The sequence below is a fragment of the Parajatrophihabitans canadensis genome (assembly GCF_053764775.1).
Map to the genome: position 1 here is coordinate 235,658 of NZ_CM132445.1, position 26,730 is coordinate 262,387.

The 26,730-nt window shown below is 62.5% G+C and carries 27 protein-coding genes; 17 read left to right on the top strand and 10 right to left on the bottom strand.

The features are described 5' to 3' along the window. Positions 1 to 3 precede the first annotated feature (3 nt). Positions 4 to 843 carry a VOC family protein gene (locus tag ACSMXN_RS01085; RefSeq protein WP_022915405.1) on the top strand — a complete coding sequence of 280 codons (840 nt, stop codon included), beginning with the start codon at positions 4 to 6 and terminating at the stop codon, positions 841 to 843. Positions 844 to 856: 13 nt separating this feature from the next. Here the strand turns inward: ACSMXN_RS01085 and ACSMXN_RS01090 are convergent, their stop codons facing one another. The 4 genes from ACSMXN_RS01090 to ACSMXN_RS01105 all read right to left on the bottom strand — a co-directional run bounded on the left by ACSMXN_RS01090 (position 857) and on the right by ACSMXN_RS01105 (position 4,836). Beyond that, positions 857 to 2,065, bottom strand: a complete 1,209-nt coding sequence (locus ACSMXN_RS01090) for a CoA transferase (protein WP_022915404.1) — start codon at positions 2,063 to 2,065, stop codon at positions 857 to 859. Between the two features lie 33 nt (positions 2,066 to 2,098). Beyond that, on the bottom strand, positions 2,099 to 2,908 hold the full coding sequence (locus tag ACSMXN_RS01095) for a Crp/Fnr family transcriptional regulator (protein ID WP_455407667.1): 810 nt from the start codon (positions 2,906 to 2,908) through the stop codon (positions 2,099 to 2,101). Between the two features lie 31 nt (positions 2,909 to 2,939). Next, a complete protein-coding gene (locus tag ACSMXN_RS01100) occupies positions 2,940 to 3,851 on the bottom strand; it encodes an SDR family oxidoreductase (RefSeq protein ID WP_022915402.1) in 912 nt (303 codons plus the stop codon). A gap of 211 nt (positions 3,852 to 4,062) precedes the next feature. Continuing rightward, positions 4,063 to 4,836, bottom strand: coding sequence for an SDR family NAD(P)-dependent oxidoreductase (locus ACSMXN_RS01105; RefSeq protein ID WP_022915401.1), 774 nt, complete (start codon positions 4,834 to 4,836; stop codon positions 4,063 to 4,065). Positions 4,837 to 5,122: 286 nt separating this feature from the next. Between ACSMXN_RS01105 and ACSMXN_RS01110 the strand changes: the two genes are divergently transcribed. After that, positions 5,123 to 6,262: an amidohydrolase family protein gene (locus tag ACSMXN_RS01110; protein WP_022915400.1), complete on the top strand. Its 1,140-nt coding sequence runs from the start codon at positions 5,123 to 5,125 to the stop codon at positions 6,260 to 6,262. Positions 6,263 to 6,417: 155 nt separating this feature from the next. Next, positions 6,418 to 7,932, top strand: a complete 1,515-nt coding sequence (locus tag ACSMXN_RS01115) for a class I adenylate-forming enzyme family protein (RefSeq protein ID WP_022915399.1) — start codon at positions 6,418 to 6,420, stop codon at positions 7,930 to 7,932. 12 nt (positions 7,933 to 7,944) lie between these two features. Here the strand turns inward: ACSMXN_RS01115 and ACSMXN_RS01120 are convergent, their stop codons facing one another. Together ACSMXN_RS01120 and ACSMXN_RS01125 are read right to left on the bottom strand one after the other, a co-directional pair. Continuing rightward, a complete protein-coding gene (locus ACSMXN_RS01120) occupies positions 7,945 to 8,670 on the bottom strand; it encodes a TetR family transcriptional regulator (RefSeq protein WP_027139951.1) in 726 nt (241 codons plus the stop codon). Between the two features lie 72 nt (positions 8,671 to 8,742). Then, complete coding sequence (locus ACSMXN_RS01125; RefSeq protein ID WP_022915397.1) at positions 8,743 to 9,993, bottom strand: multidrug effflux MFS transporter; 1,251 nt, start codon at positions 9,991 to 9,993, stop codon at positions 8,743 to 8,745. A 170-nt stretch (positions 9,994 to 10,163) separates the two neighbouring features. On the opposite strand from ACSMXN_RS01125, the gene ACSMXN_RS01130 reads away from it, so the two are divergent. From ACSMXN_RS01130 to fgd, 3 genes are all read left to right on the top strand, one after another. Next, a complete protein-coding gene (locus tag ACSMXN_RS01130; RefSeq protein ID WP_022915396.1) occupies positions 10,164 to 10,637 on the top strand; it encodes an OB-fold domain-containing protein in 474 nt (157 codons plus the stop codon). Continuing rightward, positions 10,634 to 11,809, top strand: a complete 1,176-nt coding sequence (locus ACSMXN_RS01135) for a thiolase family protein (RefSeq protein ID WP_022915395.1) — start codon at positions 10,634 to 10,636, stop codon at positions 11,807 to 11,809. Before ACSMXN_RS01130 ends, ACSMXN_RS01135 begins: the two co-directional genes overlap by 4 nt. A gap of 212 nt (positions 11,810 to 12,021) precedes the next feature. Beyond that, positions 12,022 to 13,011 (top strand): glucose-6-phosphate dehydrogenase (coenzyme-F420), encoded by a 990-nt coding sequence (gene fgd / locus ACSMXN_RS01140; RefSeq protein ID WP_022915394.1) that lies wholly within the window; start codon positions 12,022 to 12,024, stop codon positions 13,009 to 13,011. Here fgd and ACSMXN_RS01145 read toward each other — a convergent pair. From ACSMXN_RS01145 to ACSMXN_RS01155, 3 genes are read right to left on the bottom strand one after another with little or no spacing between them, the layout of a single operon-like run. Then, positions 12,923 to 14,155 (bottom strand): ornithine cyclodeaminase family protein, encoded by a 1,233-nt coding sequence (locus ACSMXN_RS01145; RefSeq protein ID WP_455407668.1) that lies wholly within the window; start codon positions 14,153 to 14,155, stop codon positions 12,923 to 12,925. The two genes, fgd and ACSMXN_RS01145, sit on opposite strands and share 89 nt — an antisense overlap. Continuing rightward, positions 14,152 to 14,571 (bottom strand): isochorismatase family protein, encoded by a 420-nt coding sequence (locus ACSMXN_RS01150; RefSeq protein WP_455407669.1) that lies wholly within the window; start codon positions 14,569 to 14,571, stop codon positions 14,152 to 14,154. The genes ACSMXN_RS01145 and ACSMXN_RS01150 overlap by 4 nt, the downstream gene beginning before the upstream one ends. Next, the gene (locus ACSMXN_RS01155; RefSeq protein WP_455407670.1) at positions 14,528 to 14,875 is read right to left on the bottom strand and encodes a hypothetical protein; all 348 of its coding nucleotides are present in this window, start codon (positions 14,873 to 14,875) and stop codon (positions 14,528 to 14,530) included. Before ACSMXN_RS01155 ends, ACSMXN_RS01150 begins: the two co-directional genes overlap by 44 nt. 87 nt (positions 14,876 to 14,962) lie before the next feature. On the opposite strand from ACSMXN_RS01155, the gene ACSMXN_RS01160 reads away from it, so the two are divergent. The 10 genes from ACSMXN_RS01160 to ACSMXN_RS01205 all read left to right on the top strand — a co-directional run bounded on the left by ACSMXN_RS01160 (position 14,963) and on the right by ACSMXN_RS01205 (position 24,806). After that, entirely contained in the window at positions 14,963 to 15,670 is a 708-nt protein-coding gene (locus tag ACSMXN_RS01160) for a class II aldolase/adducin family protein (protein ID WP_196811440.1), read from the top strand. A 71-nt stretch (positions 15,671 to 15,741) separates the two neighbouring features. Beyond that, a complete protein-coding gene (locus ACSMXN_RS01165) occupies positions 15,742 to 16,458 on the top strand; it encodes a GntR family transcriptional regulator (protein WP_022915390.1) in 717 nt (238 codons plus the stop codon). 218 nt (positions 16,459 to 16,676) lie between these two features. Continuing rightward, complete coding sequence (locus ACSMXN_RS01170; protein WP_022915389.1) at positions 16,677 to 17,600, top strand: CocE/NonD family hydrolase; 924 nt, start codon at positions 16,677 to 16,679, stop codon at positions 17,598 to 17,600. Further along, entirely contained in the window at positions 17,597 to 18,970 is a 1,374-nt protein-coding gene (locus ACSMXN_RS01175) for a dihydroorotase (protein ID WP_022915388.1), read from the top strand. The genes ACSMXN_RS01170 and ACSMXN_RS01175 overlap by 4 nt, the downstream gene beginning before the upstream one ends. 77 nt (positions 18,971 to 19,047) lie before the next feature. Then, a complete protein-coding gene (locus ACSMXN_RS01180; RefSeq protein ID WP_022915387.1) occupies positions 19,048 to 20,022 on the top strand; it encodes an LLM class flavin-dependent oxidoreductase in 975 nt (324 codons plus the stop codon). 59 nt (positions 20,023 to 20,081) lie between these two features. Further along, positions 20,082 to 20,951: an ABC transporter permease gene (locus ACSMXN_RS01185; RefSeq protein WP_022915386.1), complete on the top strand. Its 870-nt coding sequence runs from the start codon at positions 20,082 to 20,084 to the stop codon at positions 20,949 to 20,951. A gap of 24 nt (positions 20,952 to 20,975) precedes the next feature. Next, entirely contained in the window at positions 20,976 to 21,761 is a 786-nt protein-coding gene (locus ACSMXN_RS01190; protein WP_027139947.1) for an ABC transporter ATP-binding protein, read from the top strand. Positions 21,762 to 21,863: 102 nt separating this feature from the next. Beyond that, positions 21,864 to 22,913, top strand: coding sequence for an ABC transporter substrate-binding protein (locus tag ACSMXN_RS01195; protein ID WP_196811439.1), 1,050 nt, complete (start codon positions 21,864 to 21,866; stop codon positions 22,911 to 22,913). Positions 22,914 to 22,923: 10 nt separating this feature from the next. Continuing rightward, positions 22,924 to 23,715 (top strand): glucose 1-dehydrogenase, encoded by a 792-nt coding sequence (locus tag ACSMXN_RS01200; RefSeq protein ID WP_022915385.1) that lies wholly within the window; start codon positions 22,924 to 22,926, stop codon positions 23,713 to 23,715. A gap of 158 nt (positions 23,716 to 23,873) precedes the next feature. Continuing rightward, entirely contained in the window at positions 23,874 to 24,806 is a 933-nt protein-coding gene (locus ACSMXN_RS01205) for an alpha/beta fold hydrolase (RefSeq protein WP_022915384.1), read from the top strand. Between the two features lie 41 nt (positions 24,807 to 24,847). On the opposite strand, the gene ACSMXN_RS01210 is transcribed toward ACSMXN_RS01205, so the two are convergent. Then, on the bottom strand, positions 24,848 to 25,666 hold the full coding sequence (locus ACSMXN_RS01210; RefSeq protein ID WP_022915383.1) for an acyl-CoA thioesterase domain-containing protein: 819 nt from the start codon (positions 25,664 to 25,666) through the stop codon (positions 24,848 to 24,850). 155 nt (positions 25,667 to 25,821) lie between these two features. Here ACSMXN_RS01210 and ACSMXN_RS01215 point away from each other — a divergent pair, with 155 nt between their 5' ends. Further along, on the top strand, positions 25,822 to 26,718 hold the full coding sequence (locus ACSMXN_RS01215) for an SCO6745 family protein (protein ID WP_022915382.1): 897 nt from the start codon (positions 25,822 to 25,824) through the stop codon (positions 26,716 to 26,718). Positions 26,719 to 26,730: the final 12 nt, after the last annotated feature.

Genomic DNA, 26,730 nt, shown 5'->3' on the forward strand with positions numbered 1-26,730 from the left:
GCAATGGCTGCCACACTGAACGTCGAACGACTGGGTCACGTGAACGTGTTCGCCGATGACTACGACGCCGTATTGGCAGTCCATCGTGATGTTTTCGGCGCCAAGGTGTTTCGCGAGTGGGAGGAAGTCGCCTTCGGTGGCAAGAATGCGCTCTGGCTGATCGGCGGAACATGCATCGAGATCTTCGCTGCCACCAGCCCCGACCTCGCGATCGGCCAATGGGTCGGCAAGAACGGCCCCGGTTGGCACTCGATGGAATGGACCGTTCCCTCTCTGAACGAGGCGATTCAGACCATCACCGAGCGCGGCATTCGCATTACCGATCGGGTGGAGGGCGCATATGTCTTCACTCATCCCAAGGACCTGCACGGTGTTTGTCTCGAGTTGACCGAGCACCACTTCGACAACGACGATCGCGATGTAGCAGGCTGGCAGCCAACCTACTGGTCAGACGAGCATCCATTGGGCATCACCGGGCCGGCCACAATCAAGATCGCGTCGAAGCAACCCGCGGTGGCAGCGGCCGATGTCGCGGCCCTCGTCGGACGTGAGACGTACACCCGTGAAAGCCCGCAATTGAACGCGATGGGGCACGGAATTGCCTTTGCTGACCACGCCCTCGAATTCGTCGGATCGCGAACCAACAGCACGACCGACCTTATCGGCGGGTTCATCGAGCGACACGGTGCGCGCATGTTCTGCACGACGTTCACGGTCGCCGATTTCGACAAGGCGCGGCGCTACCTGGTCGAATCAGACATCCGGTTCACCCAATTCGGCCGACTGTCACTGCTGATCGACCCCGACGTCACCCACGGCGCCCTCATCGAGCTGGCTGCGTAGGGCCCAACGAGGTTTAGGCAATGACCCCGGCGGCACGTAGCGACGCGATCGCCTCGGCTCCGTAGCCGGCAGCGGCCAACACCTCTTCGGTGTGCTCGCCGAAGTCGGGAGCACGCTCGGCAGTGGTTGCCGCGTTGTCGAACATCACCGGTGGCGAAGGGAGCGCCATCGGCCCGTCCGGGTAATCGACGTCAGAGATCAAGCGATTGGCAATCGCCTGCGGGTCGTCGTGCATCTCAGCCGCAGTCTGGACGGGTGCCCAGACGCCACGCAGCGTGAGCAGGATCTGCCCCCAGTCGGCGTACGTCTTGCCGGTGAACACCTCGTCCAGGATCGCCACCAATTCGGCGCTGTGCGCCCCGCGATCTTGGGCAGTTGTGAAGCGGGCATCGTCGAGCAGGTCGGTCCGTTCGACGTGTTGGCAGAAGTCGATCCACTCGTTCTGGTGATCGCCGAGCAGGGAGAGCAGCAGGAAGCGGCCGTCCGAGGTCCGGTAGCTGTTTCCAGTCCAGTGAACCTGATCGCGTGCAGGTTTGGACTGAAAGAACTGCTCGCCCGGCGGGAACTTGCTGCTGATGATCGCCGGCGCGTTGAACCACATCGCGGTACCCATCAGCGAGGAGTCGACGACCGGAGCTACTCCGGTGCGCTCACGCTGCAGCAGACCGGCAGCGATTCCACCAGCGAACACCAGCCCGGACATCCCGTCGCCGTGCCCGATCATTCCGGGCGGTGTATTGGTTTCGGTAACCGCCATCGCGGTGTGCGACAGCGAACCCCTGCTCCACCAGGACGCACCGTCATAGCCGCCACGGTGCGACTCCGGTCCCAGTGGGCCGGCCCCGGTGCCCTTCGCGTACAGCAGATTCGGATTGATGGCGCGCAGATCGTCAACATCGAAATGCAGTTTCTGGCGCGTTCTGGGGAGAAAGCTCGTTATGAATACATCGGTATCGGCGACCAGGCGATGCAATACGGCAACGCCCTCATCGCTCGCCAGATTCAATGCGATGGCGCGCTTGCCGCGGTTATAGTGCTTGAACATCCAGTTCGCCCGGCCCGGTTCCAACGAACCGCCGGAGAACAACCGCATCGGGTCCGGCGATGCCGGATTTTCGATGTGGATGACGTCTGCCCCCCAGCTGGCCAGGATTGCCGCCGCCGCGGGGCAGAACGCCCACATCGTCAGATCAAGAACCCTGATGCCCTCTAGGGGTTTCATCGGCGAGCCTTCCAGTTTGGGGGTGGACCGCGGTCAGCGCGGGGGTCGCCGACAGCGGGCGCGCCGCTCGAGCCGCGGGCGATTGATGATGACGATCGCCCGACCTTCGACGAGAATCCAGCCACGACGGACAAATTCCGCCAGCACCTTGCTGAGGGTTTCCCTCGAGGAGCCCACGAGCTGGGCAAGCTCTTGCTGGGTCAGGCCGTGCTGCAACACCACGCGATTCTCGGCATCGACCGAGCCGAAGCGATCGGAGAGGGCGAGGATCTGCTTCGAGACGCGCGTCCTGATGTCGGCGAAGAGCAGGTCCTCCCGCTCGTCGTAGGCGCGCTTTACGCGCCGCGCGATGAAGTTCAGCGACTGCAGGACGAGGCCGGGGCTTCGCGCCGACCAGTCGGCGAAGACGTCGTGCGAAACCCGGGCAAGCCTGCTGCTTGTGGTTGCGATGGCATCTGCAGTACGCGGGCCGGCATCGAGGAACGAGAGCTCACCGAAGCAGTCCCCGGGCCCCGCGATGGCGGCGAGTCCGAGTCGGCCGTCGGCCGTCCGGCGACGCAGTTTTACGCGTCCGGAGATGACGACATACAGGTACTCCGCTTGCTCGGCCTGTTCGAAGACAGTCTCGCCCTCGACCACGTCGATAAAGCTCAGCTCCGTTGCGAGCTGCCCGAGCTCGTCATCGTCCAGCGATGCGAACAGCTCGCAGCGCCGCAGCTGCGGCAGCGGCTGAATCTCTGCCGACCGCTCGGCGTCATGGCGATAATCGAGATCTTCGCGCGGCTCGGTTTGGGCTGAGGTCCGCTCATCGGACCACAGCAGATGCAGAACGGGTGACGCCATGGGTGACCTCCTCCACGCGTACGTGGTCAGTTCAGTAGGGCTTGTTGAGTGAGAACGGGAAGTCGGCAAAATGTGCCGCTTCTTTCTGAAGTTCTTCAACCGTCCAGCGATGATCGGCTGATATCGAATCGACGATTGCCCACGGCTGAAAGAGATAAACCTTTCCGCCGCGAACGAAGAAGTGCCGTCCGGCGATCGGGCAGTCCGCTGTTGCCAGGTACGCCACGAACGGTGCGATGTTGGCCGGGTCATCCTCGTCGAACTCGGCTGTAGCGGCAGCGGCCCGCTGCTCGTAGCGTTCCTCAGCTCCCGGTACGGTCATCGTCAGACGGGTACGGGCAGATGGTGAGACCGAGTTCGCACGCACGCCATAGCGTTCGAGTTCGGTGTTGGCGATCGAAGTGAAGCTGGCGATGCCGCTTTTGGCCGCACCGTAGTTTGTCTGGCCGGCGTTGCCGAACAGCCCTGACGTCGACGAGGTATTCACCAGCGCTGCCGCACGGCCCCGGCCCTCTTTGGATTCGTTGCGCCAGTAGCGGGCCGCAGCCCTGCTCGTCAGGAAGTGCCCCCGAAGGTGCACCCGCATGATGGAATCCCAGTCGTCCTCAGACATGTTGACGAGCATCCGATCCCGCAGGATGCCGGCGTTGTTGACCAGGATGTCCAAGCCGCCAAAGGTGTTCACCGCAGTGTCGATCAAGTTCTGCGCGCCGTCGGTGGTGGCAACGTCGTCGGTGTTGGCCACGGCGGCGCCGCCGGCCGCAATGATCTCATCCACGACCTGTTGAGCGGGGCCGGTGTCGGCGCCCTTGCCGTCGCCACTGCCGCCCAGATCGTTCACCACAACGTTCGCGCCTTCAGCGGCAAGCAGCAACGCTTCTTCTCGACCGACGCCGCGACCTGCCCCGGTGACGATGGCGATCCGGCCGACCTGTGTCTGCATTGCTCGGTCCTCCTGTTATCCGCGGGCGAGCAGCATCGCGCCGCATTGCCGGGCGGCGCCCTGCCAGAGGAACGCGCTAGCTGAACCCGAGGCTGGAACCGGTTTGGCCATGATCCACTCCTCGGGCTCGCTGATAGAGCTACGCGTAACGTCGCCGTAATACAGTAAGGCGCACCGTACTACGCACCGTAAGATTTTGCTCTAGCGGATCTCAGCGTGGTGCCATCCGAATAGCACCGTCGAGCCGGATCACCTCGCCGTTGAGCATCGGATTCTCGATGATGTGCTGGACCAGAGCGGCGTATTCGCTCGGATCGCCGAGCCGCGCCGGGTGCGGTACTTGCTGGCCCAGGGAGTCCTGGGCTTCCTGCGGGAGTCCGTCGAGCATCGGGGTGTGGAAGAGCCCTGGCGCCACCGCGACGACCCGGATCAACGAGCTGGCGAGTTCGCGGGCCGCTGGCAGCGTCAGGCTGGCGACGCCGCCCTTGGACGCGGCGTAGGCAGCCTGACCGATCTGGCCCTCGAAGGCGGCGACTGAGGCGGTATTGACGATAACGCCGCGCTCACCGTTAATGGGCTCGGCGGCGGCAATGCGGACGGCGGCCAGGCGCAGCACGTTGAACGTTCCGACGAGGTTGATCGCGACAACCTGGGCAAATGTCGCCAACGGCAAGGGCCCAGACCGTCCCACGATCCGACCGGGGGTGGCCACACCGGCGCAGTTGACCAGGATCCGGATCGGCCCTTCTTGCTCGGCGAGTTGATCCGCCTGCTCGAGGGCGGCCGTCACCGAGGCTTCGTCGGTGACGTCAGCGGGTGCGAACACCACGCGCGGCCCAATCTCTGCAGCCACCGCGGGGCCGGCGGAACTGGGCAGATCCATGATGACGACGGCGGCGCCGGCTTCAGTGAGTTGGCGGGCGGTGGCGGCACCCAAGCCGCTTGCCCCGCCGGTAATGACGGCGACGGACCCTTCGCAGCGCATGGCAATTCCTCCGGAATACGAAATAAGCTGGAAATGCGGCTGTCTCAGGCGAGCGCCGCGGCTGTAGTAAACGCTCCCCTATTCGATTCGACAAGGTTCCGCCACGCCCGGGTAGGCATAGAGTTGAACTTGTCACAAACTCGTCACAGCGGCCCGCGTTGTTATCAAGCGCGTAGAACTTTGTTTCGCACTGGTGACATTGAGGGTCATTGGAGTTACCGTACGCATTACCGCGAGTGTTGCGATAAGAGCTCGACGGCCTGTTCGCCAGCCCGGAGGAGGAGAAATGCTCCCTGTAGATGCCCAGATCGTGTCCGTAGACGATCATGTGATCGAACATCCGCGAGTTTTCCTGGATCGCTTGCCCAGCAAGTACGCCGATGTCGCCCCGCGAATCGAGCGGATGCCCGACGGTAACGACTCGTGGATCTATGAGGGTGAAGTTGCCGGTAACTTCGCGCTGAACGCGGTGGCCGGTAAGGACCCGCGCGACTTCGGCCTCGATCCGCGCAGCTATGACGACATGCTGCCGGGTTGCCACGACATCACCGACCGCCTCAAGGACATGGACCTCGAAGGTGTCCATGCCCAGCTCTGCTTCCCGAACTTCGGCGGTTTCGCCGGCAAGGTCATGGCCGCGTCGAAGGACAAGGTGCTCGGCCTGGAGGTCGTAAAGGCTTACAACGACTTCATCATTGACGAGTGGTGCGCCGCGGCCCCCGATCGCCAGATCCCGCTCATGATCGTTCCTTACTGGGACGTCCAGGCCAGCGTGGCCGAGATCGAGCGCACGGCGGCCAAGGGCGCCAAGAGCTTCACCTTCCCGGAACTGCCGGACCGCCTCGGGCTGCCTTCCTGGCACACCGATCACTGGGATCCGATGCTGGCTGCCGCACAAGAGACGAACATGCCGCTCTCGCTGCACTTCGGTACCTCTGGCTCGCCGCAGGCCTCGCCGGAGGCGCTGACCTCGAACTTTGCGGTCGCGATCTCGCTGTTCGGCCTGAACTCCATGAGCGCAACGGCTGAATTGTTGCTCTCCCCGGTGTTTCACAAGTTCCCGAATCTGAAGATGGCACTTTCCGAAGGCGGTATCGGGTGGATGCCGTACATGCTCGAGCGCATCGACTATGTGTGGGAGCGGCACCGTTGGTACAACGACGTCAACCGTGAGGTCAGGCCTTCGGAGATCTTCAAGGACCACCTGTACGGATGCTGGATCTCCGACTACGCGGGCATCTTTGCCCGGCACCTGATCGGTGTCGACAACCTGATGTTCGAAAGCGATTACCCACACTCGGACAGCAACTGGCCACACACCCGCAAGATCCTTGAAGAGGCCTTGGTGGATGTGCCGGACGACGAGGCGCAGAAGATGGTCGAGTGGAACGCGCGCAAGCTCTACAACTTCCCTCGCGCGTCCTGATCGGCACTCACTGCCGCCCGCAATATTGACGCAACCGCCCCTGCTGGTACCGCTACAGCCGGGGCGGTTGCTCTTTGTGCTGATAGAAATTTGCATTGCCTGGAGATATCGATGTCATTACGGTAAGCTTTTCGATTACTGATTGGTAGGTAATCATGAACCTGTTGACCTTGCTCGACATGGTGGCCGAAGGGCACGGCGACCGGGTCGCGCTCGGCCCACTCGCCGGCGGCGTCACCGGGGCGCAGTTGCGTAGCCAGGCCTACGCCGGAGCGAGCTGTGTCCTCGCCAGCGGCGCCGAAACCGTTGTGTTCATGGGCGAGAACGGTTTGGCCTTTCCATTGGCCTTGTTTGCCGCCTCCGCGGCCGGCGTTGCGATGCTTCCGTTGAACTACCGGCTGGCACCCGAGCAGCTCGTTTCAGCAGTCGGCAAGCTGGGGCCGGTGCTGCTGATCAGCGACGATGCGACCGTCGCCGGTTTGCCCAACGTTACGCAGTCAATCGGCCTTTCGGACTGGATCAAACTCTGCGCCGAGCTGCCAGCGGCCGACCAACCGCCAGTCGAACCCGACACCGATGCGGTGGCGGTCATCTTGATGACCAGCGGCACGACGGCCGCTCCCAAGAGCGCCTTGCTGCGCCACCGCAACCTGGCCGCGTACGTGCTCAACTCAGTGGACTTCAGCAGCAGTGGCGCCGACGAGGCAATGATCGTCAGCGTGCCGCCGTATCACATAGCCGCGGTGGCGAACTTGCTGTCGAATCTCTACAGCGGCCGTCGGGTTGTCTACCTGGAGAGGTTCTCCGCGCGGGACTGGCTCGACACGGTCGTGACGGAACACGTTACCCACGCGATGCTGGTGCCGACCATGTTGGCGCGTATCGTCGATGAGCTGGAAGCTTCGGACTCCGTCCGCCCGACAACGCTGCGCGCCCTTTCCTACGGCGGTGCGAAGATGTCGCCTTCGGTACTGGCGCGTGCCCTGGCCGTTCTGCCCGAGGTCGGATTCGTCAATGCGTACGGGCTGACCGAGACGTCGTCCTCGATCGCGGTCCTGGGTCCGGAGGACCATCGGGAAGCGCTTGCCAGCACCGACCCGTTGGTCCGAGCTCGGCTCGGCTCGGTGGGCCGCCCGCTGCCATCGGTGACGATCGAGATCCGAGCAGACGACGGGCAGCCATGTTCGGAAGGCGAGCTGGGGCTGATCTTCGTCCGGGGTCCACAAGTTGCCGGTGAATACGCCGAGAGCGGCGTCTTGACCGATGCTCAGGGGTGGTTTGCCACTCGGGACGAAGGCTATCTGGACTCCGACGGCTACCTTTTCGTCCGTGGACGGGCCGATGACACGATCATCCGTGGCGGGGAAAACATCGCGCCCGCCGAGATCGAGGCCGTTCTGGAGCAGCACAGCGCGGTTGCCGAAGTAGCCGTCGTCGGCGTGGCCGACGAGGAATGGGGTCAGCGGATCGCCGCGTTCGTAGTGCTCAAACCCGGGCTGACGGCGGCCGCGGAAGAGCTGCAGACCTTCGTCCGGGAGCGGCTCAGATCGTCGAAGACACCAGAGGAGATTTACTTTCTCCAGGAGCTGCCGCATTCACCAACCGGCAAGATCTTGCGACGCGAACTCGTGACTGCGGCGGCCATCGCCAACTCGGTCCCTGCGAGCTAGTGTGCGTCTGCGCTAGGCGCCGCTGCGCGCCTGCTTGCGATCGGTTGCCAGCTGGGACCGTAGACCGCGGAGGGTGTTCTCCAACCCGAACTCGAAGTCGTCGTCGCTGACCATGTACCAAGAGTGTGATTTCAATTCTCTGGCCAGCACGGGCATCGTCGTCGACGCCAGAGTCGCCCGGCGGTGTGGCGCCTGCAGGTCGATACCCATTGGCCGCATCGACCGCTCGATGTACAGGCAACCGCGGGTGTACACGGACAAAGTGAAGTAAGCATATGTTGCCGAATCTTCACTAAAGCCTGCATCAACGAGAATCTCGAGGATCTCCTCGATTCGTTGCCAGGTAAGTACCAGCGTGTCGTCGCCGTAGACGCCGCCGCGCATGATCGTCAGATCGCACAGGACGTCGTCCTCGCGCAGAATTCCGCGGAAATTTGTGAAGAAACTGCGCAGGACGTCGTCCCATTTGCGGCCGGCGAGTGCGGGCATTTGACCGTAGAAGCGCTTGAAGGCCTCTTCGCTCAGCGCATTGAGCAGATCCTCTTTGCTCTTGAAATACCAGTAGATGCTGGTGACACCGACGTCGAGGTGCTGCGCCAGCCTGGGCATGCTCAGACCCTCGACAGTCTCAGTTTCACAGAGTTCGAACGCGCCACGAATGACTTCTTCAGGCGTTATCGAACCCCGCGCACGCCGCTGACGTGGCCGTGTCGAGACTCCATTGGGCTGTGCCGCCATGCGGTGCTCCATCCTCGCGCAATACCGTATCCGGTTCGATAGTAGCTGCAAGGTAGTGCGGCCAGGCTTGATTCAGGCCAGCTGTGGATTTACCGGGTCCAGCTGAATCGATGGCTGTGACCGACGGGCGCGACCGGCGGTGAAGACGGCGGCAGTTACGGCAATTACGCCACAGCTGGCGATGACGGTCGCCATCGGCACTGCGTCCGATACTCCAAAGGCGCCTACGAGTGGCGCAACGGCCGCTCCGACTCCGAATTGGGCGAGTCCGAGGGTGGCAGACGCCGTTCCCGCCAGGTGCCGCGGGCCCGACAGCGCGATCGCAGTGGCGTTCGGCAACGCCAGGCCGACCGAAGAAATCGCCAGGAAAAGTGCCGGAATGATCAGTGGTAGGCCCGCCCCGGCCATTGCCCCGAAGAGCAGCGTGAGGCTGCCGGCGCTGCTCAGCAGAGTTGCGGTCAGCAGGAGTGTGTGGGGGGAGTAGCGATTCACCACGGCTGCTGATACCTGGCTGAAAGCGATCAGACCCAGGGCGTTCAGCCCGAAGATAGCGGCGTAGGTGGATTGGCTCAGGTTGAAGACGTCCTGGAAGACGAAGGAAGACCCGGAGATATAAGCGAACATGCCACCGATCGCGAAGGCGCCGCTGATGACCGCCCCGACGAACCGCGAGTTCGTGAACAGGATCCGGAGGCTCACCGAGATGGGCTGGTGCGCGGGGTGAGCTGCGGCGAGACTCTGCCCGTCGGCTTCAGCGTGATGGGTCAGGGTCTCAGGGACCGCAAAATAAGTGCCGACGACGAGGATCAGGCCGAACCCCGTCATGATCGCGAACAGGCCCCGCCAACTACTCACTCGCAAGAGCAATGAGCCACCCAAGGGCGCAAGAATGGGCGCTGTTCCCATTACCAACATCAGACGCGAAATCATCGCGGCCAATGCTGGTCCCTCGAACATGTCACGTACGATCGCCCGCGAGATAACCACGCCGGCGGCACCACTGAGGCCCTGGATTCCGCGGGTCGCGATGAGGACCTCGACCGACGGGGCTACGGCGCACGCGGCAGAGGAGATGACGAACAGGCTCATTCCGACGAGCAGTGGGCGGCGGCGGCCGAGCCGATCGCTCAGCGGCCCGGCGATCACTTGCCCGATGCCCAGCCCAAGCAGGCACGCTGTCAAGGTCAGCTGAACGAGGGATGTGCTTGCGTGTTGTTCGCGTGCGATCGTGGGTAGCGCCGGCAGGTAGAGGTCCGTAGAGATCGGACCTATTGCAGACAGGCCGCCCAGCAGCAGGAAAAGCCCGAGCGGAGTGTTCTTCATGTACTTCTTTCCAAGAGGCCGGTGTTGGCGACACTAGGTCTGGCACTTAAGCGGTGTCAATGCTGCGTGGGTCAACTCATTGCGTCCTGAAGGTCCGTTACGGTATGAAGCTCGGTATGAGTGTTGCCCTGGCGATTCCTTCGCCGGGGACTCGAGCCGGAGCGTGATCGATGACCGTCACTGCCAGCCTGTCAGCAGAAACTGCCCCACCGTTGCCGCTGCCCAATGCCCTCACCGCGTTCTTCTGGGAATCCCTCGCCGAGGGAAAGCTCCGGATTCTTCGCTGTCAGAACTGTGGGCACTTCGTCCATTACCCTCGGCCGATTTGTGACAACTGCCAGGCGATGGACCTCAAGCCGGAGGAGGTGTCAGGTCGCGCCACGCTTTACAGCTACACCTGGGCCACCCAGGCTTTTCACCCCTACTTCGTCGACAAGATCCCTTACAACATTGCGGTGGTCGAACTTGTCGAACAGCCCGGTTTGCGGCTGACCACCAACATCATCGACTGCCCACGCGAGGACGTCCGTACTGGAATGGACCTCGAAGTCGCAATAACCGAGGTCGTCAGCGGTCTCACGCTCCCGCTGTTCCGCCCAGCTACCAGCACGAACGAGTCCAGCGCAGGGAAGGTTTCCGAATGAAAGGCACGGATCGGGTTGCGGCGGTTGGCGTCGGATACTCCACTACCGGACGTCGAACCGGGCTCACGTCCTGGCAGTTGGCCATTCAAGCCTCAAAGGCGGCCATGGCCGATGCTGGTATGACTCCGAAGGATATGGACGGGGTGGCCCTGTTGTGGGGCGTGGCCGGGCCTGCACCGGACGGCCTGGACACCGTGGACCCGATGGACCTCGGCTACATGCTTGGCATGGGCCCGCTGAACTGGTACGGGACCGCGGGACCTTCGTATATCGGCCCCGCATTGCAGGCTGTCGCGGCGATCAAGGCGGGCTTCTGCCACACCGTATTGACGCTGCGGATCATCAACCAGCGGATGAGTTCGGCCGAGCAACTCGCACATGACGGCGGTAGCAAACCGACTTACGCCGGCGGCGACGCACAGTTCACTGCTCCGTTCGGCTCGGTATCACCCCTGCAGTCGATTGCCGCCCTGCCTGCCCAACGGCATATGGACATTTTCGGTACGACCGAGGAACAGTTCGGCGCGCACGTCATCGCCCAGCGTCATCACGCCTCGATGAACCCCGATGCAATCTTCCGTGATCCGCTGACGATGGAGGACTATCTGGCCTCCCGTTACGTCAGCACGCCGGTTCACATTCTGGATTGCGACTATCCGGTCGATTCTGCGTCGGCGGTGATCTACACGACGGCAGAACGTGCTCACGACTTCAAGCAGAAGCCGGTCTTCGTCGATGCGGCGTCCTACTCGTCGGTGAAGTACACGACGTTCGAGAACCTCGATGACATGAGCCAGAGTTCGCCGTTCCACGCCTCGCGCGAACTTTGGAAGCGAACCGACCTGACACCGGCCGACGTCGATTGCGCCCAGCTCTACGACGGTTTCACGATCATTGTGTTCCAGTGGCTGGAGGCACTTGGCTTCTGCGGCTTGGGGGAGTCGGGACCGTTCGTCGAGGCGGGCAACACGAGGTTGGGCGGGTCGTTGCCGGTGAATACCGACGGCGGGGCATGCAACGTCGGACGCCGCCACGGGGCGAACTTCTGTATCGAGTCCATCCAGCAGCTTCGCGGCCAGTCTGGTGAGCGCCAGGTCGAGGACGCGAAGGTCGCGGTTTGGGCCAACGCAGTCGGGCCGTTCTCAGGTGCGATGCTGATGACGGCGGAGTGATCCGTCTTAGCAGATCTCTTCCATCGCTCGGAGCAACGTCATAGGGCCCCCCTAGACAACGCGCTCGTTTCGGAACAGCCGCAATGCCAAACCGCCGTACGCCTCGTTGGCGTGCGGCGGTCTGGCATTGCAGGCTTCAGTTGCTTGACATGACCACTCGATGGATTATCGTATCCCGTATCCAATAATGCTCTCGTGTAAAGGATCACCCTGTGCTCAAGCTCGGCTTCAAGGCCTCGGCGGAGCAGTTTGCCCCCCGCGAACTGTTGGAATACGGCGTACTCGCCGAAGAACTTGGCTTCGACTCTGTGTTCGTCAGCGATCATCTCCAGCCTTGGCGGCACGATGGCGGTCATGCGCCGGCGGCGTTGCCCTGGCTGGGCGCCCTTGGCGCCGCGACCGAGCGGTTGATCATTGGCACCAGCGTGCTCACGCCTACCTTTCGCTACCACCCGGCCGTAGTTGCGCAGGCTTTCGCCACTCTCGGCTGCCTGTTCCCGGGCCGGGTCGTTCTCGGTATCGGCTCTGGTGAATCGATGAACGAAGTTCCGCTCGGCATCGAGTGGCCAGACGCGAAAGAACGCTTCGCCCGCTTCAAGGAGGCGATCGAGCTCATCAAGCTGCTCTGGGCTGAAGAACGAGTCGATTTCGACGGGACGTATTACCGCGTCGAGCGCGCCACGATCTATGACCGACCCGAGGTGCCGGTGCCGCTCTACATTGCCGGCTCCGGCCCCGCGGCGACCCGACTCGCAGGCCGTCAAGGCGACGGCTTCATCACTACAAGCGGTAAGCCGCAGACGCTCTACACCGACACTCTGCTGCCTGCGGTGCACGAAGGTGCCGAGAAGGCCGGCCGAAACATCGAGGATCTGGACCTGCTCATCGAGGTCAAGGTCTCCTTCGACCCAGATGCTGATCGAGCGCTCACCGACACCCGCTTCTGGGGCGCACTGGCGCTGTCTCCCGATGAGAAGACTGGCGTCGAAGATCCGGTCGAGATGCAACGACTGGCCGACGAACTGCCCATCGAGCGAGCCGCAAGCCGGTTCATCGTGTCCAGCGATCCTGACGAGCATGTGGCCGCGATCCAGCGTTACATCGACTTAGGCTTCAACCACCTGGTCTTTCACGCACCGGGGCCGGACCAGGAGCGCTTTTTGCGGTTGTACGGAAAAGAGATTCTGCCGCGGCTCCGCTGACGGCTGACCGCTGAGCGGTGCGAGAAGCATCAGTCGCGGATATCTTCGACGAACCAATCCAGTGGTAGCGCGCGCCCGAGGTTTTCGCTCGGCAGAGTTCGAGGGCGCGCGCACCCACCGCGGCGAACTGCAGCCCCTGAGTTCCGGTATTGACGAAAAGGCTTATCTGCGAGTCGTCGGTGCGGCCTGCGGCCGTGCCGGCGTTCACCTCGAGCAACGTCGGGTAGCTACCGCGTTCGGCCGCCGTCCCAGCGGGAATCTTGGCGCGCTGCTCGGCCGTTCCGGTTACGTAGGCGGCCATCCCGCCTGCCTTCCAATCCAAGAAGGGGATGTCAACGCCGCGGGGTATGGATTCGTAGCCCAGTTGAACGATCACGTTGCTCCGCTCGAGCAGCTCCGCGCTGAGTTCGCGCCTGGTCACGCACACCACGTGGGTACCGGGCATCAGCCAATCGGGGTCGAAGGTCGGCTTCATCGAATCGGTTGCAGTGGCGACGATATCGGCTCCCCGCACTACAGCCTCGGCGCTGTCGTAAGCGCGTACCGGGATGCCGAGGGCTGCGGTCTGGGCGGCCGCGAACCGCTCGCGATTGGCCGCGGTCGGACTGTAGACACGCACCTCGCTCAGGGTGCGAGCTTCGGCGATGCCCTGCAGATAGGTCTCGGCCATGCCGCCCGAGCCGAGCAATCCGAGCACGCAGGCATCGGCTCTGGCGAGCAGATCGGTGCCGACGCTGGCCGCTGCGCCAACCCGTAGATGTTGTAGATAGCCGTCCTGGATGATTGCCGCCGGGGCGCCGCTGTCGATCTCGAACATCATGATCAGACCGCAGAAGAGGCCTGGTCGTACTGCGTATTTCTGTTGGCGCTCGCCCTTTGGCCAGGAGACGACGTCAGATTTCATTCGGATCGCGAAGTAGCCGAGTGACCGGCAGACACCGGCCATGCTGCCGAATTGATAGAACCATTCTGGATCCTTGGTCGGAGCGAAGGTATCGATTCGTGGGACGTACGTAGCCATACCGTCGCGCAGGTCGTCATAGCCAATCCGCAGTGCCTGCACGGCGTCGCGCATATCGAGGACGGACATGACATCGGCATTGCTCAGCAGCAACGGGCCGGTCTCGTCGGCGGAGAGGATCATCTGGCGGTTCCCATCGCTGTAACGCCATCGAGATGATCTCGAACCTCGGCAAACGGCATCACGTCGGCGTATTTCTGGTCCATGTCGAACAGGTTCAGCTGGTGCGAGGTCTGGACCCGATCGAAGGTCGCGTCCTCGACGACGATGACCCTTAAATTATTGGAGAAAGCGTCGACCACCGTAGAGCGGACGCAACCGCTCGTCGAGGTCCCGCAACAGATCAGGGTGTCCACGCCGAGATCGATCAGGTACGGCAACAGCGGCGTGCCGAAGAAGGCACTGGGCTTCGTCTTCTGGATGACCACATCAGACGGCTGCGGTGTCAACGGCTCGACTATGTCGTAGCGGCGGGTCTGATCGGCTCTCGAATCCTCAGAGCGGCGGGTGTTCTTGGACAGCCACCGCCCGGAATGCATCGCCAGCGGCGCGGGTGTGGGGGGTGCCCGTTGAATAGAAGACTGGCACGCGATGCCTGCGGGCAGTGCTCGCCAGGTCGTTGATAACAGGTATCGCCGCCCACGCCGCCTTGCCGCAGCTGTTACGCCACTTCTTCATCGACTCCGCGATGTCTTCGTTCTGATCGCCACAGAATCCGACAGTGACATCGATGATCAACAGTGCGACACGGCTGCCGAAACCGCCCCGGCCGCCATAGCCTGAATTCTCGATGACGACTCTGTCTTCGTCGGTGAGCAGGTATTCCCAAGAACGATTTGGCATCGCGATTCCCCGATTCAGATCTTGCCCAGGCTGGTATAGAAGGATACGGTATCCAAAAGTTTCTATCAGAGAATGGAACCCGTCAATATGCCTGTCTCGGATATCGCGCAGCTGCGCGATGATCTGGTCACCTGCACCCGGCTGCTGGTTCACCATGGCGTTCTCGACTACAGCGGTCACCTCAGTGCGCGAATACCCGGCACCGATCACGTCCTGATCCAGCCGCGCGATCAGAGTCGGGCAGCGTTGTCGGCGAAGGATTTACTAGTCGTCGATCTGGACGGGAACCTGGTGGAAGGTGAGATTCCGCCACCGGCGGAAACGGCAATTCACACCGGCGTGTACCGCGCCAGGCCTGACGTCTCGTTGGTCTGCCACGGGCACCCGTCGATGTCCACGACGTTCTCGATGACCGACCGCCCGTTGCTGCCGATGCGTCATTTCGCCTATAAGTTCCCCAGCGGTCTGGTCGTGCATCCCGACACCACTCATATTCGAAGCCGCGAGCAGGGTGATGCGGTCGCGGCCACCCTTGGCGATGCCAGCGCTTGTCTATTGCGCTCACACGGCACTGTGGTCGTAGGGACCCGGATCGACGTGCTCTTCATGGATTGCCTGGACATCGAGGAGAACGCGCGGACCCAGTTGCTGGCGACGCAACTTGGCGGCAAGCTGCTTCCGCTCACGCCCGAGGAGATCGCGAGCATCGCCGAGAGCTACAACGGTTTGGGTCATCGACCCGGGAAGATGTGGGAACACTACGTCCACCGAGGTCGGGTCGCAGGATTTCTGTGAGCCGCCCGGACTACGGGGGTGCCAACCGCTACCCTCGAACCTCTACCGCAACGTCGAAGCTGAGGCCAAATATGACAATTGACGCCACCGAACGCAGCAGGCCCCACCTCGAAGAACTCGCGGCCCGTCTTACCGTCGGTTACAAGACAATTGGCGAGATGGTGTACGAGGTCATCAGGGAAGCGATCGTGGCCGGCGTCTTCGCGCCCGGGGAGCGCCTGCGGCAAGAGGCGCTCGCCACGGCCATCGGCGTCTCCCGGATTCCAGTGCGATCGGCGCTACTGCAGCTGGAAGCCGAAGGACTGGTCAATTTCCATCCACGTCGCGGTGCGGTCGTCCGTTCGCTGAGCATCGAGCAGCTACGCGAGATCTACGAGCTCCGTGAGGTTCTCGAGCCACACGCCCTTCGCAAGTCGATGAAGTCGATGACCGTCGATCGGATCGAACGGCTGCGTGAATTCGCCGCGAAGCTCGACAAGGAACACGAGGGCTCTGAATTCTTGGAGATGCGGATCGAGTTCTACCGCGAGCTCTATGACAACGAGAACAACCCGCAATTGGTAAAGATCATCGAGGACCTTCGCGGCTCGGTCGGGCGATATCTGCTCGGCTGGCGAATTGCCCAGACGCACGATCACAGTCACGCCGAACTGGTGGACGAAGTGGCCAACGGTGACGTCAAGGCGGCCACGAAGTTGCTGCTGGCGCATCTGGAACAAGTGCGCCAAGGGCTTGAAGAAATGGTTGCCCAGAACGCGGTCGTGCCCGCGAAGCGACAGAAGGCCTGACCTTTCCGTCTCATGCTGAGACGAAATCCCTAGCGGTCATGGGGGAAAATCAGGAACTCACGTTTCGTTGAAGTAAACACCGAGGCCTAGAGTTTCGGCGGCGTAACGACCACAGCTAAATATCGGATAGCTCTTGTCGGCCCCGGCCGGAGGCTATACGCGCCTTGCACATTGGATACCGTAGTCAAGCGGTTATCTATGAAACTTAGGATCTCTCATTGAAGACCGAACCAATCTCCTTCTATAGCAACGGGTATCGGGTCAGCGGCCTGTGGCGAACGCCCGATGCGAGTGTAGGCCCGGTGCGTGCGATCGTTCAGGGTCCCGGCTGGCTTGGCCTGAAGGACGCAAAGCTCTACGTGCGCTATCACGAGGCGTTGACCGAGGCAGGCTTCGGCGTGCTCGTGTTCGATTACCGCGGCTTCGGCGACTCCGAAGGTGACCAGGGCGTTCTCTCGCCGTCAGGCCAGCTACAGGACCTGCGCAACGCCGTCACCTACCTGACCACGCGTGATGACGTGGTCGCAGATGCCATCGGTGTCTTCGGAACCGGCGGTACCGGCGGCGGCAACGCAATCTTGCTTGCCGCCGCCGACGACCGGATTCGTGCCGCAGTCAGCCAGGTCCCGGTGGCCGACGGTCGGGACTGGCTGCATCGGATGCGACAGGAGCACGAATGGCTTGCGTACCTGGCCGATCTCGAACAGGACGGACGCGATCGAGTGCTCACCGGCAAGGGGCGTCTGGTGCACCCACGGGAGCAGATCATGATCCCGACGCCGGAACGACGCACGACCACCGTGAAATCCGACGTTGACGAGCGGATCCCCACCGCCGTTACGTTGGGTTCGGCCGAGGAGATTCTCGAGTACCGGCCGATAGATGCAGCGACTGGCCTGCGGACGCCGTTGATGGTGATCGGTGTCGAGGGTGATGCGACCACGCCCACCGATCATGCACAGCGCCTGTACGACGCCGCCGTCGGACCGAAAACCCTTGTCATGCAACGTAAAACGACACACTATGCCGCGTACGACCGGTACTGGACCGAAGTTACGCCGAGGCTGGTCGAGTGGTTCGACCGGTACGTGAGGCCAGTTGATGTCGAAATCCGCAGTGAAAACTTGGAGGTATCGCAGTGAGCATCGATCTTCGGATCAGCGGCGGACTTGTCGCCACCCCGACGGGCACCATTCGAGCCGACGTGCTCGTTGATGGCGGCCGAATCGTCGGCCTCGTCGACGGCTCGGTGCCGGCTGAGGCGAACGCGACCCTGGACGCCACCGATCGCCATGTGCTGCCGGGGATGGTCGATGTTCACGTGCACACCCGGGAGCCCGGCTACGAGCACAAGGAAGACATCCGGACCACCACCGAGCAAGCTGCCGTCGGCGGGGTGACCACGATCTTCGGTATGCCGAACCTCAAGCCGGCAACGACTACCGCACAGACACTCGATGATGTTCTCGCTATGTATGCAGAGAAATCGATCGTCGACTACAACCACAACCCGGCCGCGACACAGGCCGGCGAGATCGCGGCCATGGCCGAACGCGGTATCCAGGCGTACAAGGTCTACATGGTCGTCGACACCGGCCGCGAGTATCCGCACCCAGCAGGGACCGGTATGCACGATCACGGTGACCTGCTACGCATGATGGACCAGATCGCCACCACTGGTAAGCGTTTCATCATCCACCCGCACGATCAGGCTCTGATGGACTACATCGAAAAGCAGTACTGGGAGCGCGGCGAAAACACCCCGCAGGGCTACGCCAAGGCCTACGCCGAGCGCAACGGCGTCATCTGGGACACCGCCATCGACGTGGTACTGCGCCTGGCCGAGGCCTCAGGCTGCCCGGTGCACATCGCCCACATGCAGACGCGTCGCTCGCTCGAATCCGTCCGTCGGGCCAAGGCGCGTGGCATCGATGTGACGTGCGAGGTCAACCACTGGGGACCGTTCCTGTCGACCTGGGACGACGTCGAGCGACTCGGCCCGTACGCGCTTTCCTACTGGGTGCCGGACGAGGGGCGCGCGGCGATCTGGGAGGGCATGCGCGATGGAACGATCGACATGTGTTCTTCAGACCACGCGCCGCACACGCGCGAGGAGAAAGAGGTCGGCTGGACCAAGATGTGGAGCGCGCATACCGGCACTCCTGGGATCCAGTACTACTACCCGCTTTTGCTTGATGCAGTGACGAAAGGCCAGCTGACCCTGGACCGGGTCACCGACCTCGTTGCGTACCGGCCGGCGGCGAAGTTCGGTCTTGGCACCAGCAAGGGAGCTCTCGAGGTCGGTCGCGATGCCGACATCGTGGTCGCAAACCTCGACTCGCCCTGGACAATCACCAACGATGGGGTGTTGTCACGCTGCGGTTGGACTCCGTACGACGGGCGCACGATCAACGCCAACATCGAACACACCTACGTCCGCGGTGAAGCCGTTCTTCAAGACGGCAAGGTCGTCGGGGTACCGGGCCAAGGACGGCTCGCGGTAACGCGCTGACCGACTGCACGACAAGCTGGCGACCGGCCCTACTGAACAACGCTGCACCGCACGATCTCATAGATGAGGAAACACGAATGAAATTCGGCTTGTTACTTCCACACTTCGGCGAGCACGCTTCCAAGGACAACCTGCTCCGCGGGTCCCAGCGCGCCGAGGAGCTCGGGTTCGATTCGGTCTGGGTACGTGACCATCTGGCCTTCGAACCGCACGGTGAGATGGAAGCGCCGAACAAGTCCTTCTACGACGCACTGACGACCCTCACCGCCATCGGTGCCGTGACCAGTCGCATCGAGCTCGGAACGGGCTCGCTGATCCCGTTCCGCCACCCGCTGCTGACGGCGCTGATGGCCGGCACGATCACCCAACTGGTCGGACCGCGGTTGATCCTCGGTTTCGGCGCCGGCACTTTCGATCACGAGTTCGACGCAATTGGCTGGGGCGACAAGGATCGAGTCGAGATGGTCCGGTCGAACGCCGAGATTCTCAAGCGAGTCTTCACCGAGAACAACGTCACCTACTCAGATGACATTTTCAGCTTTACAGATATCAGCATCGAGCCGAAGCCGGTCGGCGGCCGTGTTCCTTTCTGGTACTGCGGTGCGACGCCTCGTTCGGCTCGGCTGGCCGTGGAATTCTGCGATGGCTGGATGCCCGGCCGGATTTCACTCGGCACGATGGCCAAGCGTATTGACACGATGCGCGAGCTGTCGGCCGAGCAGGGCAAGGCGATGCCGACTCTGGCCGTCATCCCGCCGACCTCGATCGAAGCGACACGTGAAGAGGCCCTGCGCGACGTGAACATCCCCGGCCTGCTCGCCTGGGCCAACAAGGCAAAGTTCGCAGTCAAGCCACCGTCGGGCTCGTTCGAAACGGTCGAAGACCTCGAGGGCCAGCTCATTGCCGGTAGCCCCGACGAGGCGGTTGCCGAGGTAAAGAAGTTTGCCGACCTCGGCGTCGAACATCTCGTGTTCGATTTCCGCTTCAAGTTCGACCGGTGGTTCGAGCAAATCGAGTTGCTCGGGACCGAAGTGCTGCCGAAGCTACGGTAGCTCGGAACTCAACGATCGACTGATAGACAACCCAGCCGACATTCGTCCGAGGAGGCGTCGTGGCACTTACCGATCGAGAACGGGTCGACAAGCACAGCAAAGCGCAGGCTCCGTCGGCGGAAAAGCCGGTACGCAAGAAGGCGCGTAACCCGGTATTGAAGTTCCTGTTGTTACCACCGGTTCTTCCGATCATCTCTGTCGTCATCTTTCTGGGCGCCTGGCAGATCATCGGATCGCACATCAACCCGATCCTGCTAGCGACACCAGACGATGTCGCCAAGGCCTTCTGGGACATCCTGAAGTCCGGCGAGCTCGGCACGGCGTTCTTACGGGCGATGGAAGTGCTCGTTGTCGGGTTCGGCCTGGCGGCGATCGTCGGCATCGCCGTCGGGGTGCTGATGGGCCGGTCGAAGATAGCGTGGCGAATTCTTAACCCCTACGTGAGTTTCTTTCAGGCCACGCCGTTGATTGCACTCACCCCGCTGGTCGTGATCTGGACAGGCATCGGGTTCAAGGCGGAGGTGACGATCACCTTCTTGCTATCGGTGTGGTCGGTAATCATCAACACCGCAGAAGGTACCCGGAACACGCCCCCGATTCTCCTTGATATGGCGAAGATTTATCACGCGAAAGAACGGTCGGTGGTCCGCAACGTCGCGGTGCCGAATGCGGTTCCGTACATCTTCGCCGGTCTGCGGATCGCGCTCGCGAAGGCGCTGATTGGTGTGATCATCGGTGAGATGGACATCAGCCTGAAGGGGCTTGGCGGTCTGATCATCAACTACGGCGACGCATTCCAAACGGCGCCATTGCTTGCTGCGATTGTCAGCTCCTCGCTGGTCGGCGTCATCGGCACCATAGTCCTCGAGGTCCTGCGCCGCAAGCTTGCGCCGTGGTCCACCGGTGGCCATACCCACACCCGCGTCTGACCGATCCAGATCACAGAGGAAACAATGACATTCACGAATACGGCGGCCATCGAGGTCTCCGACGTGTCCAAGACCTACCGGCACCAGGGACGCAAAGGCGAGATGTTCACAGCGCTCGCCGCGGTGAACCTGACCGTGCAGCGTGGCGAGTTCGTCTCGCTGATCGGCGCCTCGGGCTGCGGCAAGACGACGTTGCTGAGAATGATGTCCGGACTAATCGAGGGCGATACCGGCTATATCAAGGTCAATGGTCAGACTGTGAACGGTGTCCCGCCCGCGATCGGTTTTGTCTTTCAGGAGCCGGCATTGCTGCCCTGGCGGTCCGTCCGTGACAACCTTGATTTTGCACTCGAGCACAAGAAGCTGCCGTCTGCTGATCGCAAGGCGATCATCGAAGAGAAGCTGCGCCTCACGAATCTGCTGGATTTCGCGGACTATTACCCGTACGCACTGTCCGGCGGTATGCAACAACGAGCTGGTCTGGCTCGCGCGCTGGCTTGCGACCCGGACGTGCTCTTCATGGACGAGCCGCTATCAGCCCTGGATGCGTTTACCCGCAGGCGGTTGCAGCAAGACATCGCCGGAATCCTGGGTTCGATCGGCGCCACCACAGTCTTGGTTACTCATGACGTCGACGAAGCGGTCTTCTTCTCCGATCGAATCATCGTCATGGGCACGTCGCCCGGTCGCGTCCGCGAAACGGTCGAGGTGCCATTCAACAAGCCGCGCACCCATGCCGATTTGTTGGGTAATCCAGAAGTCGCGAAGATCCGCGACCACGTATTGCAGATCGTTCTCGAGCTCGCCTGATCTCCGCGGTCAGCTGCCAGCTCGCCTCCGATAGGCCCGATCGCCCTTATGCGTTATCGGGTTTTAGCCACCACGAGCCATGACAATGAAGGGTTACTCGAGATGCACGGTATCAAACCGCACATACGCGGCGCCAAGCGACTTGGTGGCGCTGTCGTCGCTGCTGCCGCCGCCGTCAGTCTGCTGGCTGCGTGTTCAGGTAGCAGTACCTCCGCCGCGCCTGCCGCCGCAAAGACCAACGCCGACGGTACGCCGAACCTGACCGGGCAGAGCATCCGCATTGCCGTTGGTGCCGCGCCGGAGCAGCAGGATTCCAGAATTGCGTTGATGGCCACGATCCTCGATGGCTGGGGTGCAAAGACGAAGATCATCAACCAGACCGGTGACCCGGCGGGGGTGCGGGTTGTGTTGGCCGGCGATGCTGATCTCGGTAGTTTCGCGGTATCAGGCGCGATCAATTCAGGCTTGAAGATCTTCGGTCCGAGCCAGCCTCGGCTGGACTACCACTTCATCGGTGCGCCTTCACTGAAATCAATCAACGACCTTCCGGGCAAGATCTATGGCACCTCGAACATCCACGGCGTGGAAGCGCTGATGTTTGCCGACCTGTTGAAGAAGAACAACATCCAGCCGTCCCAGGTGAAGGTCACCGTTGCCGGTGGCGCGTCGGTTCGGGTTGGCGCGATGCTCACCCACCACATCGACGCGACCTTCGTGCACGTCGGTGATGTGCCGAAGCTGACCTCCGCGGGCTTCAACGACCTGGCGAAGATGTCGGACGCTGCACCTGAACTTGCTGACTCCTACCTCTCGGCCTCGCCGAAGTGGTACAGCAGCCACCCTGATCTGGCGGTGGCCGTCGACGAAGCGTGGATCAAGGCGGCGCAGATCTTCAACACCGACGAGGCCCAGTGGGTAAAGGCTTCGGTCGCTTACGGTGGCGGAACCGAAAAGGAAGCTCAAGACCTCTACACCCAGCTGAAGTCGGCCAATACCTTCCCAGCTGAGAAGGACGTGTTCTCGACGGCATCCGCGCAGCAGCAAGAGGATCTCGCGAAGGAGGTTGGTGCGATCACCACCGCGCCCCCGCTGAGCCAATGGTTCGACATCACGTCGTGGGACAAGGCCACGGCGGCGCTGAACCTCTCGTGAGGTTGCTGCCATGAGTTCCTTGCCGGTGAGCGGCCCCAAGCCCGGAACGGGGCCGCTCACCGGCAGGGTTGCCGTGATCACCGGGGCGAGCAGGGGTCTGGGCGCAGCCATCGCGAGCCGATTGGCCGGTGATGGCGCCACGACGGTCCTCTGGTACCACAGCGATTCCGACGCCGCCCGTCTCGTTGGCAAGGCGATAACCCACGCGGGCGGCCATGTTGTGACTGCACAGGTTGATGTAACCCGGCGGGCTGAGGTTGAGCGCGCCGCGGGGGCGGTGGTTGGTGAGTTCGGCGTGATCGACGTACTGGTGAATTGCGCCGGCATCATGCGCAGGGCCACTTTTCTGGACATCACGGATGCTGACTGGCAAGCCACGTTGGCTACGAACCTAACCGGATACTTCATCGTGTCCCAAGTGATTGCCCGAATCATGATCGAGCGAGCAGGCGGTTCGATCGTCCAAATCTCGTCCACGAACGATGTGATCACCAGCGCGGATTGCACTGCGTATGCCTCGGCGAAGGGCGGTGTGGCGATGTTGACCAAGCAGATGGCTCTCGAACTCGGCCCGCTCGGTGTGCGCACAAACGCTGTGTCTCCCGGCATGATCGAGACCGACTTGAATCGGGCCGAACTATCTGATGAATCGTTTCGGCGGGCGGCGCTGTCACACGTGCCAATGGGCCGGTTCGCCATGCCTGAGGACGTGGCCGACGCGGTCAGCTTTCTGGCCTCCGATCGTGCGAAGTCGATCAACGGCGCGACGTTACGGGTAGATGCTGGACGAACGGTTATCTGAGACGGCGCTCAGTCACCGCGCCGGATGCCAAGCCGGCGGCGAGGCCGACGGCCCTCCGGCGTTCTACACCTCACACCTCAGCCCGCTCAGGCCGAGCGCGGAGCAGAATCCAACTCGACGTTGAAGTCTGCTGTGTCGATCGCGCCTGGAGGCCCCTGATGACGGACAGTGTTGTTGCCGAGCACGACGAATGGGCCACGTTGCCCGACCTCTTTGCAGATCTCGGAGTGCCGCCGAGTGAGGCTCCGTCGGTAGCCCGGCGCGACATCGAGGTGTCGAACGGGCAGAAGGTGAGTGGCATCTTCTGGGGCACCGGCGACCCTGAGATCGTCTTTCTGCACGGTGGCGGCCAGAACGCGCATACCTGGGACGTTGTCGCGGTCACGCTCGGCCGTCCTGCGGTAGCCCTGGATCTGCCCGGTCACGGCCATTCGGACTGGCGCGAGGACAACGACTATTCGCCGTTCCAGAACGCCGAGGCCATTTCGTCGGCCTTCGAGGTGGTTGCGCCCGCCGGCGCGGCCGTTGTGGGCATGTCGCTTGGCGGGTTGACGACGATACGACTTGCCGCCAAACGACCCGACCTGGTGCAGCGGGCCTTGATCGTTGATGTGACGCCAGGTGTGCTGACGAATACCGCCAAAATGACGACCGAGGATCGTGGCACGACTGCCCTCACGGCCGGGTCGGAATTCTTCCCGAGCCTGGACAAGATGGTCGAGATCACGGCGCAGGCCTCGCCCGGTCGGACTGTCGAGGCCGTTCGACGTGGCGTACTCAACAACGCCCGCCAGCTCCCGGACGGCCGCTGGCGGTGGCGTTACGACATCGCTGGAATGCAGGCCGGCGGCATGCGCGCCCGCGATCCCAAGGACTGGAACCCGTTGTGGGAGGACCTCGAATCATTGAACATTCCCGTCACGCTCGTCCGCGGCGGTGACAGCAAGTTCGTCAGCGACAAAGACGTCGAGGAGTTCCTGCGGAGGCGTCCCGGGGCCCGGACCGAGGTCGTGCCCGGGGCTGGTCACGCTGTACAGACCGCGCAGCCGGCAAAGCTGGCCGCGCTGATCGAAAGCTTCCTGCAGGCGTAGGTGCTGGCCGCGCTGCCTGACTGGCGCAGACGGTCTCGCCCTCAGCTAGATGATGCCAACGGCCGGATCAAAACTTCTTGGGCGAGCCCGCCGACGACGACACCGGTCTCGTCGTACAGATGACCGGTGTACCAGCCGCGATTCGATGCGAAAGATACGCCGATGAGATCCATCAGCACCCACTGATCCATCCGCGCGCGACGATGGACCCACAGCGAATGGTCAAGGCTGGTGAATGTGATGTTCGGGCTGAGGTCAACGAACGTCGGAATCCCGCTGTACAAGTCGGAAACGTATGCCATCGCGGCTGCATTGCGGTTGCCGTCGGCGCCGATCTCGCTCTGGCACCGAAGCCAGACACGGCTGGGGTGATGCAGGTTTGCTTCGGGTTCGGGGTCACGAACCTCGATCCCGTACAGATGTGTGGTGATCGGCTCGGAATCAGCAGGCTTGGCGACGGCGGGCATCTCCACCGACTGCAAATCCGGGCCGTCCTCAGGAACCTGGAACGACACCGACATGTTGAACATGACCCGGTCGCCTTGCCGTGCGATGACTCGACGCGCGGAGTACGAACGACCGTCGCGTTCGCGTTGTACCTCAAATGAAACCCGCTGCTGCGAGTCTCCCGGGCGAAGAAAGTTGAGGTGCAGGGAATGCGCTGCCCGATCGGCGGTGACGGTGCGTGCGGCCGCTAGCAGCGCCTGAGCGGTGATCTGCCCGCCGTAAAGACCAGTCTGCGGGGCGGCTACCGAGTGCTCGGCGACGTAACGGTCCTGCCCGACCTCAGTCAGCGCGAGCAGGTCAAGCAAATTCGGTCCGGGCGCAGATGGTTCGGAATTCTCGATATCTTCGGACATGACCCCTCAGTTCGTGTTGCCGTAGCGTCGCATCGAATCGGCTGCGTCGCTCGTACTCAATTACTGCCACAATGACCTGTCACCGGGCGAGCGGTCAGCGTTCAGTGCCACGAATCACGCTTGTTTGACGAATACTGAGCTTCTGGAGGCCAGTCGTGGACGTACCGCTGCAGCCGGTTGATCATCGTGTCGCATGGTCGCGCTCGTTCTGGGCGGCAGCCGAGCCGTTCACGTTGAGCATGATGTTTTCCCGCGAGATTCGCGCGGAAATCGTGGCACTTGGGCTGCCATCGTCAGCCACGTTCTTCGCTGTTCGTGGGGCACCGCTAGGACGTGCCGACAGCGCCGTCGTCACTGCAGCATTTCACGGCCTGCCGCATGGGTACGTGGCACAGACGTGGGACTCGTTGTGGAAGGACGCTTCACCCTCGGCTGTGATCAGGGTGCACGGGGAGTCTGTACCGCTGACGGCGGCGAGAACCCTCAATGGCACGGTCGACACCGATCGGCTTCGCCAGCTGGCTGATGTGCTGACTGCGGTCGTCGCAGATCTCGATACCGCTGGTCGTCCGCTGGCGGCGGCAAACCAAGCAGTCGATGCTCCTGCAGAGCCGTGGGCGAGATTCTGGCGGGCCTGCAACACACTTCGCGAATACCGTGGTGACGGTCACATTGCCGTGTTGCTCGGAGCGGACCTCGATGCTCGCGAGGCGCTAACGCTGACGGCGATCTGGGGCGCGGACCACATCGACACCGAGATGCTCCGTGCCTCGCGACAGCTCACGGACGAAGTTTGGGGGGCTGCCGTTCAGCGACTCGCAAGACGCGGTGTGCTGGACGAGTCAGGTGCGCTGACTTCGAGTGGTCGAGCATTGCGCGACGGTATCGAGACGAGGACGGACGAGCTTGCGGCCCGCCCGTGGCAGGACGTGAGCGAGGACGAGCGTGCGGATCTGCTCTCGTTCTTGACCGACGTCGGTGTTCGGCTGATCGAGGCGGGTCACATGCGTGCCAGGACGGCCGTTGGTGCGCCCTGGCCGCCGCCGGTTTAGCTTTGGCGACAA